General features: G+C 54.5%; 15 protein-coding genes. 7 read left to right on the plus strand and 8 right to left on the minus strand.

The annotated features are described in order from the left end of the window. Positions 1-7: 7 nt before the first annotated feature. Positions 8-1,375 (plus strand): DNA repair protein RadA, encoded by a 1,368-nt coding sequence (gene radA, locus IEW52_RS12025; RefSeq protein ID WP_188630317.1) that lies wholly within the window; start codon positions 8-10, stop codon positions 1,373-1,375. A 65-nt stretch (positions 1,376-1,440) separates the two neighbouring features. On the opposite strand, the gene IEW52_RS12030 is transcribed toward radA, so the two are convergent. Together IEW52_RS12030 and rsd are read right to left on the minus strand one after the other, a co-directional pair. After that, positions 1,441-1,815 carry a PilZ domain-containing protein gene (locus IEW52_RS12030; protein ID WP_188630318.1) on the minus strand — a complete coding sequence of 125 codons (375 nt, stop codon included), beginning with the start codon at positions 1,813-1,815 and terminating at the stop codon, positions 1,441-1,443. A 15-nt stretch (positions 1,816-1,830) separates the two neighbouring features. Beyond that, entirely contained in the window at positions 1,831-2,298 is a 468-nt protein-coding gene (gene rsd / locus IEW52_RS12035; RefSeq protein ID WP_188630319.1) for a sigma D regulator, read from the minus strand. Between the two features lie 313 nt (positions 2,299-2,611). On the opposite strand from rsd, the gene hemE reads away from it, so the two are divergent. Continuing rightward, complete coding sequence (gene hemE / locus IEW52_RS12040) at positions 2,612-3,679, plus strand: uroporphyrinogen decarboxylase (protein WP_188630320.1); 1,068 nt, start codon at positions 2,612-2,614, stop codon at positions 3,677-3,679. A gap of 54 nt (positions 3,680-3,733) precedes the next feature. Here hemE and mepM read toward each other — a convergent pair whose 3' ends face one another. Next, positions 3,734-5,083 (minus strand): murein DD-endopeptidase MepM, encoded by a 1,350-nt coding sequence (mepM, locus tag IEW52_RS12045; RefSeq protein WP_188630321.1) that lies wholly within the window; start codon positions 5,081-5,083, stop codon positions 3,734-3,736. 192 nt (positions 5,084-5,275) lie between these two features. Then, positions 5,276-6,325 carry a zinc ABC transporter substrate-binding protein gene (locus IEW52_RS12050; RefSeq protein WP_188630322.1) on the minus strand — a complete coding sequence of 350 codons (1,050 nt, stop codon included), beginning with the start codon at positions 6,323-6,325 and terminating at the stop codon, positions 5,276-5,278. A gap of 85 nt (positions 6,326-6,410) precedes the next feature. Here IEW52_RS12050 and znuC point away from each other — a divergent pair, with 85 nt between their 5' ends. Together znuC and znuB are read left to right on the plus strand one after the other, a co-directional pair. Further along, positions 6,411-7,148 (plus strand): zinc ABC transporter ATP-binding protein ZnuC, encoded by a 738-nt coding sequence (znuC, locus tag IEW52_RS12055; RefSeq protein WP_188630323.1) that lies wholly within the window; start codon positions 6,411-6,413, stop codon positions 7,146-7,148. Beyond that, the gene (gene znuB / locus IEW52_RS12060; RefSeq protein WP_188630324.1) at positions 7,138-7,926 is read left to right on the plus strand and encodes a zinc ABC transporter permease subunit ZnuB; all 789 of its coding nucleotides are present in this window, start codon (positions 7,138-7,140) and stop codon (positions 7,924-7,926) included. Before znuC ends, znuB begins: the two co-directional genes overlap by 11 nt. Positions 7,927-8,010: 84 nt before the next feature. On the opposite strand, the gene IEW52_RS12065 is transcribed toward znuB, so the two are convergent. Further along, positions 8,011-8,595, minus strand: a complete 585-nt coding sequence (locus IEW52_RS12065; protein WP_188630325.1) for a uracil-DNA glycosylase family protein — start codon at positions 8,593-8,595, stop codon at positions 8,011-8,013. Between the two features lie 14 nt (positions 8,596-8,609). Then, positions 8,610-9,554: a D-2-hydroxyacid dehydrogenase gene (locus IEW52_RS12070; RefSeq protein WP_188630326.1), complete on the minus strand. Its 945-nt coding sequence runs from the start codon at positions 9,552-9,554 to the stop codon at positions 8,610-8,612. Positions 9,555-9,708: 154 nt separating this feature from the next. Here IEW52_RS12070 and IEW52_RS12075 point away from each other — a divergent pair, with 154 nt between their 5' ends. Beyond that, positions 9,709-10,287, plus strand: a complete 579-nt coding sequence (locus tag IEW52_RS12075) for a YjaG family protein (RefSeq protein ID WP_188630349.1) — start codon at positions 9,709-9,711, stop codon at positions 10,285-10,287. Positions 10,288-10,413: 126 nt separating this feature from the next. Here the strand turns inward: IEW52_RS12075 and IEW52_RS12080 are convergent, their stop codons facing one another. Next, the gene (locus IEW52_RS12080; RefSeq protein ID WP_188630327.1) at positions 10,414-10,887 is read right to left on the minus strand and encodes a MarR family winged helix-turn-helix transcriptional regulator; all 474 of its coding nucleotides are present in this window, start codon (positions 10,885-10,887) and stop codon (positions 10,414-10,416) included. A gap of 158 nt (positions 10,888-11,045) precedes the next feature. Here IEW52_RS12080 and hutC point away from each other — a divergent pair, with 158 nt between their 5' ends. Continuing rightward, positions 11,046-11,753, plus strand: coding sequence for a histidine utilization transcriptional repressor HutC (gene hutC, locus IEW52_RS12085; protein WP_188630328.1), 708 nt, complete (start codon positions 11,046-11,048; stop codon positions 11,751-11,753). A 73-nt stretch (positions 11,754-11,826) separates the two neighbouring features. Here hutC and IEW52_RS12090 read toward each other — a convergent pair whose 3' ends face one another. Continuing rightward, the gene (locus IEW52_RS12090; protein ID WP_188630329.1) at positions 11,827-12,363 is read right to left on the minus strand and encodes a YaeQ family protein; all 537 of its coding nucleotides are present in this window, start codon (positions 12,361-12,363) and stop codon (positions 11,827-11,829) included. 279 nt (positions 12,364-12,642) lie between these two features. Here IEW52_RS12090 and hutI point away from each other — a divergent pair, with 279 nt between their 5' ends. Beyond that, positions 12,643-13,875 carry an imidazolonepropionase gene (hutI, locus tag IEW52_RS12095; protein WP_188630330.1) on the plus strand — a complete coding sequence of 411 codons (1,233 nt, stop codon included), beginning with the start codon at positions 12,643-12,645 and terminating at the stop codon, positions 13,873-13,875. The last annotated feature ends 66 nt before the right edge of the window (positions 13,876-13,941 follow it).

A 13,941-nucleotide genomic window follows, 5' to 3' on the forward strand; every position in this document is an offset into this window, starting at 1 on the left:
GAGTAGCATGGCCAAGTCTAAAACGGCATTTGTGTGTGGGGAATGTGGTGCCGAGTTTCCGCGTTGGCAAGGACAATGTTCCGAGTGCAAAGAGTGGAATACGGTCACGGAAATCCGGTTGGCACCGGCAACTGCCGTCAGTCGCAACAGTCGTTTTGTGGGCTATGCGGGCACTCAAGACAACAAGGTACAAACCCTGGACGAAGTGGCATTAACCGAGCTACCGCGCATCAACAGTGGCTTTACTGAACTGGATCGCGTGCTGGGGGGCGGCATGGTGGCCGGCTCGGCCATTTTGATTGGCGGCAGCCCGGGGGCGGGTAAGAGTACGCTGCTATTGCAGGTGATGTGCGGGCTGGCCAGCCGCATGAAAACCCTTTATGTGACCGGTGAAGAATCACTGCAGCAGGTGGCGATGCGCGCCCAGCGGTTGGGATTACCGCGGGATCAGTTGCGCATGTTATCCGAAACCAGTGTCGAGCAAATTTGTCATGTGGCGCGAGAAGAAAAGCCCGCCGTGGTGGTGATCGACTCTATTCAGGTGATGCATGTAGCTGAGGTGCAATCGGCTCCCGGATCCGTGAGCCAGGTGCGAGAAGCGGCGGCGCAATTAACGCGATTTGCCAAGCAGCAAGGGGTGATCATGCTGATGGTAGGGCATGTGACCAAAGACGGAGCTCTGGCCGGGCCCAAGGTATTGGAGCACTGCATCGATTGTTCCATCATGCTAGATGGTGCCAGTGATAGCCGTTTTCGTATGCTGCGCAGCCACAAGAACCGCTTTGGTGCCGTCAACGAGCTGGGTGTGTTTGCCATGACCGAAACCGGACTCAAGGAAGTGAGTAACCCATCGGCTATCTTTCTGAGCCGGGGCGAAGAGCAAACCACCGGCTCTGTGGTGATGATCATCTGGGAAGGAACGCGCCCCTTGCTGGTTGAATTGCAGGCCTTGGTGGATTACTCCCAACTGGGCAATCCGCGTCGGGTCACAGTAGGGCTGGAGCAGAATCGCTTATCCATGCTGCTGGCAGTATTGCACCGTCATGGTGGCTTGCAAATGGCGGATCAGGATGTGTTTGTCAACGTGGTGGGCGGGGTAAGAGTAGAAGATACCAGTGCCGATCTGGCCTTGTTGCTGGCGCTGGTGTCGAGTTTTCGGGACAAGCCGCTGCCGCAAGAGCTGGTGGTCTTTGGCGAAGTGGGGTTGTCGGGAGAAATTCGTCCGGTGCCGTCGGGGCAAGAGCGCCTGATGGAAGCGGCCAAGCATGGCTTTACCCGGGCCATAGTGCCCTGGGCAAATAGACCGAAACAGTCACCACCAGGTATGGAAGTGATAGCGGTTAAAAAACTAGAAGAGGCGCTGGAGGCGCTTTAAAAGAAAGAACAACAAGCTTGAGGTATAACCTATGGCAGGGTCGAATTCATTCGACCCTGCCAAGTCTATTCCGTTTTTCGGTCATCTATTAACTCTTCAAACTGGCGCAGGAGCAAGGCTTCGTCGCCAAGATTAAGCTCTACCAGTCGACGCAGGTGTTCGGCACTGTTGATATCCAGTTGCTGGCATTCCAGGCCGATGGCTCCCGGTTGATGAAAACGCTGGTACGCCAGCATGGTAATGTGCTGGTCGTATCCGTCCAGTGCCAGCCGCAGCTCGACGGGCTCACCATTTTGCACCGTCCAGGGCTCGGTCACCGTCACCAGAGCCCCCTGCAGTGAAATATCCTTTACCTCGGATTGATGCTGCTGGCCGTCTGCTTGTACCAACCAGGCGGGAGTACTAAAACCGATACGGATAAATAGTCTGCGTTCAGCCATGTTCGGCACTCCTGGTTAGGCCGGTTCGCTGGTATTGAGATGATTCAGCAGTGAAACGGCGAATACCAGGCGATCTTCAAGGCTGAATCGTTCTTCCAGCATTTCGCCAAGCTGGCTTAGGTCCTGATCCAATTCCAGCAAACCGTCTTCATCTGTCTGGGCGTACTTGTCATGAAAGTCCAGCGCCTGTACCGTCCCTTTTTTGAGACGTGGATAAATACGTTCTGCCAGGGTACGGCCATTGCCGCGTGCCGCTTCATATGCCGCCATGACATAATCGTATATTTCAAAGTGGGCGGCGCTAACATAATCCACCAGCTGGCTGCAGAAATTCGACAGCTCCTGGGGGGTTGGCAGGGTCTTTTTATTGGTGGACAAACGAATATATTCCACCAGCAACTCTTGTCGGGCGTTGATAAAGGTATCTAACGCTTGATGTTTTCCGGCAAGCCGAGCTTTGGTTTGTTCCATTTTCCTGAGCATGATTCCCTCCTTGGGGTGACCTGAGCAGGTAGTGACTACCATCATTAAAGAAAAGCCTTGCCCGGGTCAATAGCGTTGCGCATAACTTGAGCGCCAGCTCGCTATTAAGCATAGCTGCCAACAGAAAAAATACGTGAAAAATAAAACAGAGCATCATAAAGAAAAAAAGCTTTAATTTTAGATAGATGCCGGAAAAAACCTAGTGTCACTATCCATAGCGATAGAGAAAGACACCCAGCTTACGGCTGATTGGGGCTTTATGGCTTCTGATGTTACAATGTCGGCAATTTGCCACCTGTTTTGGAACGATGGAATGAAACCACTCAAGAATGATCGTTACTTACGTGCTCTTTTGCGTGAGCCAGTAGACTGCACACCGGTATGGATGATGCGTCAGGCGGGCCGTTATTTGCCCGAATACAAGGCGACCCGAGCCGAAGCGGGCGATTTTATGTCGCTGTGTAAAAACGCCGAGCTGGCCTGTGAAGTGACGCTGCAGCCGTTGCGCCGATTCCCGCTTGATGCGGCAATTCTGTTTTCCGATATTTTGACCATCCCGGATGCCATGGGGCTGGGTCTGTACTTTGAAACCGGTGAAGGCCCCAAGTTTCAGCGTCCTATTACCTCTATGGCCGACGTGCAAAAACTGGGTGTTCCCGATCCCGAAGGCGAGTTGCAATATGTGATGAATGCCGTGCGCACCATCCGCCGTGAGCTAAAGGGTGAAGTGCCTTTGATTGGTTTCTCTGGCAGCCCCTGGACACTGGCCACCTACATGGTGGAAGGCGGTGGTTCCAAGGCGTTCACCAAAACCAAGAAAATGATGTTTGCCGATCCGAAAGCCATGCACCTGTTGCTTGATAAACTGGCCGACAGTGTGACCAGCTATCTGAATGCGCAAATTGCTGCCGGTGCCCAGTCGTTGATGATCTTCGATACCTGGGGTGGGGTTCTGAGCACGCGTGATTACAAAGAGTTCTCACTGCAATATATGGCAAAAATCGTCGACGGCCTGACCCGTGAAAATGAAGGCCGCCGCGTACCTGTAACCCTGTTTACCAAAAATGGTGGTCAATGGCTGGAGGCGATCGCCGCCACCGGTTGCGATGGTATTGGTCTGGACTGGACCATTGATATGGCCGATGCCAAGCGTCGCGTGGGTGACAAGGTAGCCCTGCAAGGCAACATGGATCCTTCCATGCTGTATGCTCCTATTCCTCGTATCGAACAGGAAGTGTCGACGATTCTGGAAAGCTTTGGTGAAGGTCCTGGCCATGTATTCAACCTGGGCCACGGTATACACCTTGATGTTGACCCCGAGCATGCCGGCGCCTTCATCGAGTCGGTTCACCGTCTGTCTCGGCCCTATCACGCCAAGTAACGGCATTAAGTCATAAAAAAAGCGCCCAATGGGCGCTTTTTTATTGGCTGCTGTTTATCCCGCCAATTCTTTTTGATATCTGGCAATGGTGGCCAGGAAGGTACGCTTCTCGTTACCGGCCAGGCCCTCGGCCATGGGGAGTTTCACCTGCATGGCATCGACCGCGCGGTTGTTCACGTGAAATTCATAATGCAGATGCGGGCCGGTAGAGCGGCCGGTGTTGCCCGACAAGGCAATGCGTTGCCCCCGGCGTACTGTGTCACCCTGTTTCACCAGAAACTTGCTCAAATGCAAAAAGCGCGTGGTGTACTGGCGACCATGACGAATGACCAGATAATTACCGGCCAAAGCATGGCGTACCGCTTTAACCACGACACCGTCGCCGGGAGCCAGCACGGGAGTACCGATGGGCACGGCAAAATCGGTGCCCTTGTGGGGCTGCACACGACCGGTAATAGGGTGTTTTCGGTGCAGGTTAAAGGTAGAGCTGATACGGGATGAGCGTTCAAGAGGTATGCGAATGAAGCCACGCTCCAGACTCTGTCCCTTGTTGTCGTAAAATTTTCCATCTTCGTGACGAAAGGCGTAAAAGGTACGGCCTTTGTTGGTCAGCTCTACGGCCTGCAGCTCGGACTTGCCGGTGCTCTGACCCTTGACGAATTCGCGCTGCACCAACACCTTGAAGCTGTCTCCCTGGCGCAAGTCGCGGGCAAAGTTGAGTTGCCACTGAAACAGGTTTGCTACCCGTTGAATCTGGGTAGCCGATAGCCCGGCATCACGGGCACTGATATAAAAGCTGCCATTGATAACACCGGCCAGGGCGCGGGTTTCCCAGTTACTGGTTTCAGTCTGAATCTGGCTGTCGTAGTTGTCACCGTTGCGGGTGAAAGTGCGGGTGTGCAGCAGATCCTGCTGGATCTTGAATTCCAGCAGCAGGTTCTCGGGGTCAATCAGCATGGACAAGGTTTGTCCGGGTTTGAGTCCGTCCAGTATTTTTTCTTTGTCCGCATCCAATAGCCGGTACATGGTGGCCAGTGGCAGCCCAAGGCCGTTGAAAATGGTGCTGAGCGTATCGCCATTTTGTACTACATATTGCTGCCATTCCGGCTCTGTAGCGGCTATGTCATCCAGTGCGTCTACCGGCTCTACCGGGCCCAGATCATCGTTGGGCAAGGTATAAAATTCGGTATTGTTTACTTTGGTTTTTGCTGCGGTTTGCGGCAGGTTCAGGCTGCTTGGAACACTGATGCTGACCGGCCGATCCAGTATATTCTGGGTCGAGGGCAACATGATGGCGGTGGTCAGCGTCAGCGTGCTGAGCAAGACGATGCCATAGAGGTGCCGCTTGGGTAATTGTGCGGGTACGTTCTGTAGTCTTGCTTGTATCGGGCGGAGAAGATTCATCCGGATTACCTATGCCTGTTAGGTGACTGAAATAATGAATGCAAAAACCGCTTTATCTATCCAGGCATAGATCCAAAGATAATAAAGCGGTTAATATTTATTACCAAATGGCCCATACATGGTATGGGCCCATCGGTTGGAACGACTTAAAACAAAAAAGTTCCCTATTGTATCGGATTTAATTTTAAAGGTTTAGGGAACTTGGTGTAAACAAGCGACCATAGCGTCGGCTAACTGATGCATAAACGTAAAATAACTGCCCGGGGTCGGTTCAATGTCGGCCGCCAGTGGATCCAGTATGCCGATGCGGGCCTGCGTATTACGCATAACGGCTTCTACCACGGCTGGCTTGAACTGCGGCTCGGCAAACACGCATTTTGCCTGGGACTGGCGTAGTGCCTGATGTATTTTTGCGACGGTTTTGGCACCCGGAGCCCGAGCCGGATTCACGGTAAAGTGGCCAAGCGCAGGCAGTTGATAATGACGTTCCCAGTAACCATAAGCGTCATGAAATACGAAAAATCCCATGCCTGTTAGCGGTTCCAGTTTGGCGGCAACTTGTTGATCTGCCTGGGCCAAGCCTGCCTGAAAAGTGGCAAGGTTGCGTTGATACCGATCAAGGTTGTCCGGATCCAGCTGCATGAGGCGCTCGGCCAGCAGGCGGGCAATGGTGTGTGCATGATGCGGATCCAGCCAGATGTGGGTATCCTGTGCCCCGTGATGGTGGCCATCATCGTCGTTTCCGATGCTGATTTTATCTGTATCATGGTTGTCATGATGTTGAGAACGAGCATCATGGTCTGCATGGTCTGCATGGTCTGCATGGTCTGCATGGTCTGCATGGTCTGCATGGTCTGCATGGTCTGCATGGTCTGCATGGTCTGCATGGTCTGCATGGTCATCAAGGTTGTGGCTCTGTTGCGAGTGATGATCGTCGGTATCTATCTGTGCCAGCAGTGCCAGACTGTTGGAGTGTTGATCAAGCAGTGAGGTTAAAAATACTTCCAGCTCAGGGCCAACCCACAGCACCAGATCGGCTTTTTTAACGCGCCGTACATCTGATGGACGTAAAGCGTAATCGTGAGGCGAACTGCCAGGTGACAGCAGCAGCTCGGGCGCGGGCCCGCCCTCTGTAATGGCGCTGGCAATCAGTTGCAGCGGTTTGAGCGAGGTTAAGACTTCCACGGCACGAGCCTGACTGATGAACAACAAGGGCACGATCAGCGATAAGAGAAGTTTCATGAGGTGCTTGATCCAGATGGGTAATAGAGTTTGGTTGGTAGGCAATGTTATAATATTACAAATTGAGATGTAAAGGCGTAAACGAATGACCAAACTGGTTGAATTGACCGATGTAGGGCTGAATATAGAGAACAATGTCATTCTCGAACGTATTTCACTCACGCTGCACAGCGGTGAAATTCTCACCATTGTCGGGCCGAACGGGGCCGGTAAAAGTTCATTGATGAAACTGGTGTTGCGCCTTAACGAGGGGCACACGGGCACGTTATGGCGAAAGCCCGGCCTGCGTATCGGCTATGTACCACAGAAGCTGCATCTGGATTCGGTACTGCCCCTGACAGTGGCGCGCTTCATGAGCCTGTCTCATGGCCGTCGTTTCACCGTGTCCCAGGCGTTGGCCAAAGTGGGCGCCGAGCGTCTGGCCGATCGCGCCATGCAGGCGTTGTCTGGCGGAGAAATGCAGCGCATTCTGTTGGCTCGGGCCTTGATGATGGAGCCGGAATTATTGATCCTCGATGAACCCGCCCAGGGGGTAGACGTACACGGACAAACCGAACTTTACGCTTTGATTAAACAGCTGAGCGATGAGCTGCAATGCGGTGTGCTGATGGTCTCCCACGATTTGCATCTGGTGATGGCGAGTACCCACAGGGTCATTTGTCTGAATCAGCATATCTGTTGTCACGGCGAGCCGGAAACCGTGGCCCGCCATCCAGAGTTTGCCCGTTTGTTCGGCCGCCCCGAACTGGCGCAGCTGGCAGTGTATACCCATCATCATGACTGTGACGATGAGCACCACGGAGATGTACGTCATGTGGGATAGTTTTTTATTGTATGCGCTGTTGGCCGGTCTTGGCATTGCCATTCTAGCGGGGCCGCTGGGCAGTTTTGTGGTGTGGCGGCGCATGGCGTACTTTGGCGATACCCTGGCGCATTCTTCGCTGTTGGGGGTCGCCTTTGGTTTGCTGCTGCAAATCGATTTAACGCTGGCCGTTTTGGCCGCGTGTTTGTGTTTGGGTATTTTGCTGGCGGCCTTGCAGCGCTCCAGCTGGCTGGCTACCGATACGTTGCTGGGCATTCTGGCTCACACCTCGCTGTCGCTGGGTCTGGTGGCTCTGGCCTTTATGGACAACGTGCGCGTCGACTTGATGGCTTACCTGTTCGGTGATTTGCTGGCCATTCAATTGGTAGATCTGTACTGGATTTACGGTGGTGGCCTGGTGTTGTTGTTGATCCTGCGCCATTACTGGAGTCAATTGCTGTCTATCACCGTGAGCGAAGAGCTGGCGCGGGTAGAAGGCATTCGGGTTGAAGCGCTCAAGTTGTTACTCTTGATGATGATCAGTGTGCTGATTGCGGTGGCCATGAAGTTTGTGGGGGCCTTGATTATTACCTCGTTGCTGATTATTCCAGCCGCGACTGCACGGCGCTTTAGCCGCACGCCAGAGCAGATGGCATTTTATGCAATGGGACTGGGTATGGTGGCGGTACTGGGCGGTTTGCAGTTGTCGGTCAGCCATGACACCCCGGCGGGACCTTCTGTGGTTGTCGTCGCCGCTGCGTTATTCCTGCTCTCACAACTGGTACCCAAGCGGGGTTAATAAGATAGCTGTCAGCGATAAGCTTTAAGCGGTCAGACAAATACAGAGCCAAGCTAAAGAAGATGTTTATCTTTAGCTGATCGCTTACAGCTCTAAAACCTGGTGTACCCGCTGGCGCAGGGCCGGCAGCTCTTCCTGTTCAAACCAGGGATTCTTGGTCAACCAGTAGCGGTTACGGGGAGAAGGGTGGGGCAGGGGTAAACGAGTGGGCGTAAATTCCTGCCAGTGACGGACGGTTTCGGTCAGGGTTTTGTATTGCTTACCCAGGTAGTGGCGTTGGGCATATTGGCCAATCAGCAGGGTAAGCTCGATATTCGGCAATACCTCCAGCAATTGCTGATGCCAGGCGGGTGCGCATTCCGGTCTGGGGGGCAGGTCACCACTTTTTCCCCTGCCCGGATAACAAAAACCCATCGGCATAATGGCGATCAGCTGCGGATTATAAAATTGCTCTCGGCTCAGTTTTAGCCAGCGACGCAGCGTATCGCCGCTGGGGTCATTCCAGGGAATGCCGGTTTCATGAACCCGCACACCCGGTGCCTGCCCGATGATCATGATGCGGGCAGCGGGATCCATTTGCAGCACAGGGCGAGGCCCCAAAGGCAAATGTGCTTCGCAGATGCTGCAGGCTCGGGCCTGCATCAATCTCTGCTCGAACAAACTGCTCATGAGCCCTCCCGAACTTAATAACCCAGATTAAAATCGACCATGCCTTCCATCGGCTTGCCCTCTATGTACCTCAGGTAGTTACGGCTGAAGCGAGTGACGATTTGTTCAGGAAAGCTGTACCCAGAGTTGTGTGGCGTGATCACCACATTGGGCATATCCCACAGCGGGCTTGCGGTAGGCAGAGGTTCGGTGGCAAAAACATCCAGTACGGCCGCGCCAATGCTGCCCTGACGCAGCGCCTGGATCAAAGCACCTTCATCAACGACATCACCCCGGCCGACGTTGAAGAAAATGGCGCCCGGTTTGACATGGTTGATGCGCTGGGCATCAAACAAGCCGCGAGTTTGCGGAGTTGACGGCAAGACGCTGACCACAACATCGGCACGAGACAGTACGTTATTGAGTGCCGGTAGCTGATAGGTGTGGTCAAAACCCGCCGCTTCTCGGCCCGAACGGCTGATCCCCAGTACCGTCATGCCAAAATGTTTGGCGGTGTGGGCGATATGCTGGCCAATGCTGCCGGTGCCGATAATCAGCATGGTTTTGCCATGAATGCTTTGATAGGGAATGGGCTGCCAGTTATGCAGGCGCTGCTGTTCTTTGTAGTGGCGCAGATGGCGGGTCAGCGATAACAGGTGGGCAAACACATATTCGCTGACCAAGGGGCCAAAAATGCCTCTGATATTGGTGAGCAGATAATCTTGGCGACAGTCCGGGTCCAGCAATGCATCTACTCCGGCATAGGTAGATTGTGCCCATTTAAGCGCCTGGGCTTCTTTCAAGCGGGCACGCAGTCTGGCCGGTTCGCCAAGCAATATGTCGGCTTTGGTCAAGGCGGCCTGAATATCCACTTCTTGTTCCGGTGCCAGAATAGTCAGCCCGGGCAGGTAGGCCTGCCGTAATAAAGCCTGGTATTCGGCGTTATCCTGGCTGAGCAATAACAGGGTATGATTGGCCATACCTTCTCTCCTTAATATGCTTTTTGTAGCGGCATTTTATGAGACAATGACACAAGCATATACTTATACCAGCGTTTGCCCCATAAAATGTGAACCTTGGCTGTAAAGAGCCATCATGGCAAAAACGTCGCCGCTTAACCACAAGGAAATATCCGTGTTTGGTGAGAAATTCTACAAAAAAATCAATAAGCTAGCACCTTGGCAACAAACCGTGTTTGCACTGGCGCTGGCCCAGCGGATGTATCCCAATTATCAGCTGTTTAGTGATACCAGTCATTTTGGTAATGGCACCCGTTTTCGCGAAACCCTGGATGTGCTCTGGACGTATCTGACCGTAAAAGGGTCTCGAGTCGATCTGAGTGCCGAGCTTGAATCATTTGAAACCCTTATTCCCGATCCCAGCCGCTTTGAGCAATACGGTGCTTATCCTGCTCTGGATGCCTGTGTTGCCCTGGGAGCTGCCTATAACTCTGTTATTTGCCGAGTGGGTGAAGAAGTCATGGAAGCCAGTGGCGCCTCTTTGGGGACGGTTGCCGGGTTTGTCGAATTGCTGGCCGAGCGGGATCTCAGCGAGGAAGAGCTATACGACAATGAATTAATCATGGCAGAAATGGAATTTCAGGTCGAGTTGCTGGAAAAAGTAAGCCAGCCAAGAGACGCCGAGGCTATTCTGGCGATCCGCGACTTTGCCGCCCAGGAGGGCGTGTCCAACATCGGGATCAGTTTGGAATAGGGCTAAGCGCCCAGCGTAAAGATAGACACCGTCTTGTTTATGCCGTCTTACCGGGCTTGCCCCGGTATCTTTCTTTTGCTGGGCTCTTTCACTTATCTTAAAGGCTGCAAGCTGTCCGCAGGGCCTTTATTCGTGCAACAGACTGCCGACTTGCAGTAGTGGCGCCACGTCCAGGTCGTCGGCGTTCATCATGGATGACACGCGCTGTACCGACGACAACAGCAGATTCTGCTCCCAGGCTTCCAGCGCCTGAAAACGCTGAATAAAGCTTTCCTGCAAGGGTCTTGGTGCCGTCTTGATTTTGGCTTTGCCATCATCGGTCAGCACGGCATACACCTTGCGCTTGTCGGTCTGACTGCGTTCACGCCGTACCAGCTGCTTCTGCTCCAGCCGGTCGATAATGGTGGTGGCGGTGGCCTGACTCATGTGAGTGGCCTGAGCCAGATTGCGCATGGTAATGTCGCCGTGCTCGCTGATAGCCTGCAGCAGCAACAGCTGAGGGCCGGTCAGGCCAGAGGCCTTGCTGAGTTGGCGAGAGTGAAGGTCGATTGCGCGAATGATCTGGCGTAGTGCCACCAGCACTTCTTCATGTTTTTCCATGGTATTCCTGCCGATGGCTGACTGACTGAATTGGCGCGCACCATAGCGTAAATCGATGGCTGTTTAAAGCCCTGGCAGGATCCTGCTGGTGGTTTAATCAGAGAGCATGTGACAATGTTGCAATTGTATGTACAATTGAGTTTGTTACAGGAGGCCTCGTGACCCAATCCATTCCCCTATATCAGCAGATCAAACAGCATATTCTGGTTCGAATCGAGTCCGGGGAGTATCCGCTGCATCAGCAGATACCGCCGGAGCAGGAGCTGGCCGGGCAATTCCAGGTCAGCCGAATGACGGCCCACAAGGCGATTCGGGATCTGGTACAGGAAGGTTATCTGATGCGCCGGGCCGGGCTGGGCACCTTTGTTACCGAGCCCAAGGCGGAATCACCGCTGGCGGATATCAACAATATTGCCGACGAAGTACGGCTGCGCGGTCACCACTACAGCAACCGCATTTTGGTGCTGGAAGCGATGCGAGCCAATGAGGAAGTGGCCCTGCACATGGGGATGCGGCTGAATGCCCGGGTCTTTCATTCGGTGATTGTGCATTTGGAAAACAAGCTACCGATACAGGTGGAAGAGCGTTTCGTTAATCCGGCGCTGGCGCCCGGCTATTTACAGTGTGATTTTGGCCAGCAGACGCCCAACGCCTATCTGGTGGAGCACTGTCCGCTGTCGGATATGGAGCACATTGTCGAGGCACGCCTGGCGCCGGCCAATATTGGCGACTGGCTGCAGTTATCACCAGAAGCCCCCTGTTTGCTGGTGACTCGGCGTACCTGGTCGTTACATCAGCTGGTCAGTTTCGCCCGGCTGTGGCACCCGGGCGACAAGTACAAACTGCGCTCAACGCTAAAATTGTAGGGATTAGGGACCGGAAAAATGCACAAGTCGCCTAATCCCAAGTTCCTATTCCCCAGTCCCCTGTCCCTAAAATTTACCGCCACTGACTCAACTTCAAGTCCAGGCTGCGTTCACCATCGGTAACCTGCACTTCACTTTCCTGCAGAGTGGCAAACAGATCTATGCTGCGGGCACAGAGCTCGGCCAGCTGTTCTGGCTGCGGGTCGTCAAGATGATAAATCTGCAGTCGAGGCAACCGCCCCAGCTCGTTCTGGTGCTTGTTCCACCATTCCTGGGCGCTGCGCCCGCCATAGCTGTATACCACCACCTGTTCGGCCCGAGACAATGCCTGCTTGATGCGCTTGGTGCTGGGCTCTCCCAGTTCTACCCACAATACAATGCGACCATCCGGTGATTTTTGCCACAGCTCCGGCTCGTCGTCGGTGCTCAGGCCTTTGGTAAAGCTCAAGTCGTCACCGGCATGGCGCATAAAGGCCAGCAGACGCACCATCAGCCGGGTGTCGGTTTCGGACGGGTGCTGGGCCACGGTCAGGCTGTGTTCTTGATAATAGTGTCGATGCAAGTCGCTGATATTCATGCGAACTTTATGCAGGGTGGCAGTCAGGGCCATGAGGTTGTCTCGTGTAAAAGGCGACATCTTAACGGTAAGCCGCAGTCGGAGCCAGCCCGGCGCCACCACTCTGCCCATCATTTACTTCTTTCATTGCTTTAGAGCCAGCGGCTGTCAGTGCCAGAGGGATGTGTATACAAACATTTCCGAGTTGTTAATTTTCTGGGTGGTATTTGTGTGATCTTGATCGTTTTATTTGCATTAAGTAACACATATCGCTTGCGAACAATGACGGTAAGGTTTAAATGTATATACAAATAACGCATCAAGGACGCTTACATGGATCAGTCATCACCTTGCCTCTGGGTAAATGCCTCTCTGTTTGATGGCCTGAACGGCGCCGCCGAGCCGATGGCGGTGGCCGTGCAGGAGGGCCGTATCGCCTGGCTCAAGCCGATGAGCGAACTGAACGCCGCTGATCAATCCGGTTTCGAGTGCATCGATGCCAAAGGCGCCCTGATGACCCCGGGACTGATTGACTGCCACACCCATCTGGTGTTTGGCGGCAACCGTGCCGGTGAATTCGAAGCCCGGCTGGAAGGGGCGAGCTACCAAGACATCGCCCGCGCCGGCGGTGGCATCATCAGCACGGTGCGCGCCACTCGCACCGCTAGTGAAGACGAGTTGTTCGAAAGCGCCAAGACCCGGCTGCAGGCCCTGATGGCCGACGGCGCGACCACGGTTGAAATCAAGTCCGGTTACGGCCTGGATCTGGAAAACGAGCTGAAGATGCTGCGGGTGGCGCGTCGTCTTGGCCGCGAACTGCCGGTTCGGGTGGTCACCACCCTGCTGGGTGCCCATGCTCTGCCGCCGGAATATAAAGACGACGCCGACGGCTACATCAGCCTAGTGTGCAACCAAATGATCCCGGCCGCCGCCGCCGAAGGGCTGGCCGACGCAGTGGATGTGTTTTGCGAACACATCGCCTTCTCGGTCGAGCAGTGCGAGCGGGTTTATACCGCCGCCAAGGCGCACGGCCTGGCCATCAAGGGGCACACAGAGCAATTGTCCAACCTCGGCGGTAGCGCCGCCGCCGCTCGGGCTGGCGCATTGTCGGTGGATCACATCGAATACCTGGACGAAGCAGGAGTCAAGGCGTTGGCCGAAGCCGGCACAGTCGCCACCCTGTTGCCCGGTGCCTTCTACATGCTGCGAGAAACCCAGTTGCCGCCCATCGAATTGTTGCGCCGGTATGGCGTGCCGATGGCGCTGGCCACCGATGCCAACCCGGGCACTTCACCTATCTTCAGTCTGAAACTGATGCTGAACATGGCCTGCACCCTGTTCCGCCTGACCCCCATCGAGGCCCTGCGCGGTGTGACCGCCCACGGTGCCCGGGCGCTGGGGTTGCAGGAAGAGGTGGGGCGGATCGCCCCAGGACTGCAGGCGGACTTCTGCCTGTGGGACACCACTAATCCGGCGGAGCTGGCCTACAGCGTGGGCCTGCCCCGGTTAACCCACCGTGTCGTTGCTGGAATGGTTGCCGAAAAAATATCAGAAGATGCAGCATGAAGCCGGGCATAAATGCCCGGGGTCGTACTGGATGTAATTGAACGACTGACTGAACAGATTCGGGCC

The sequence above is a fragment of the Oceanisphaera marina genome, from assembly GCF_014643915.1.
GTDB lineage: Bacteria > Pseudomonadota > Gammaproteobacteria > Enterobacterales > Aeromonadaceae > Oceanimonas > Oceanimonas marina.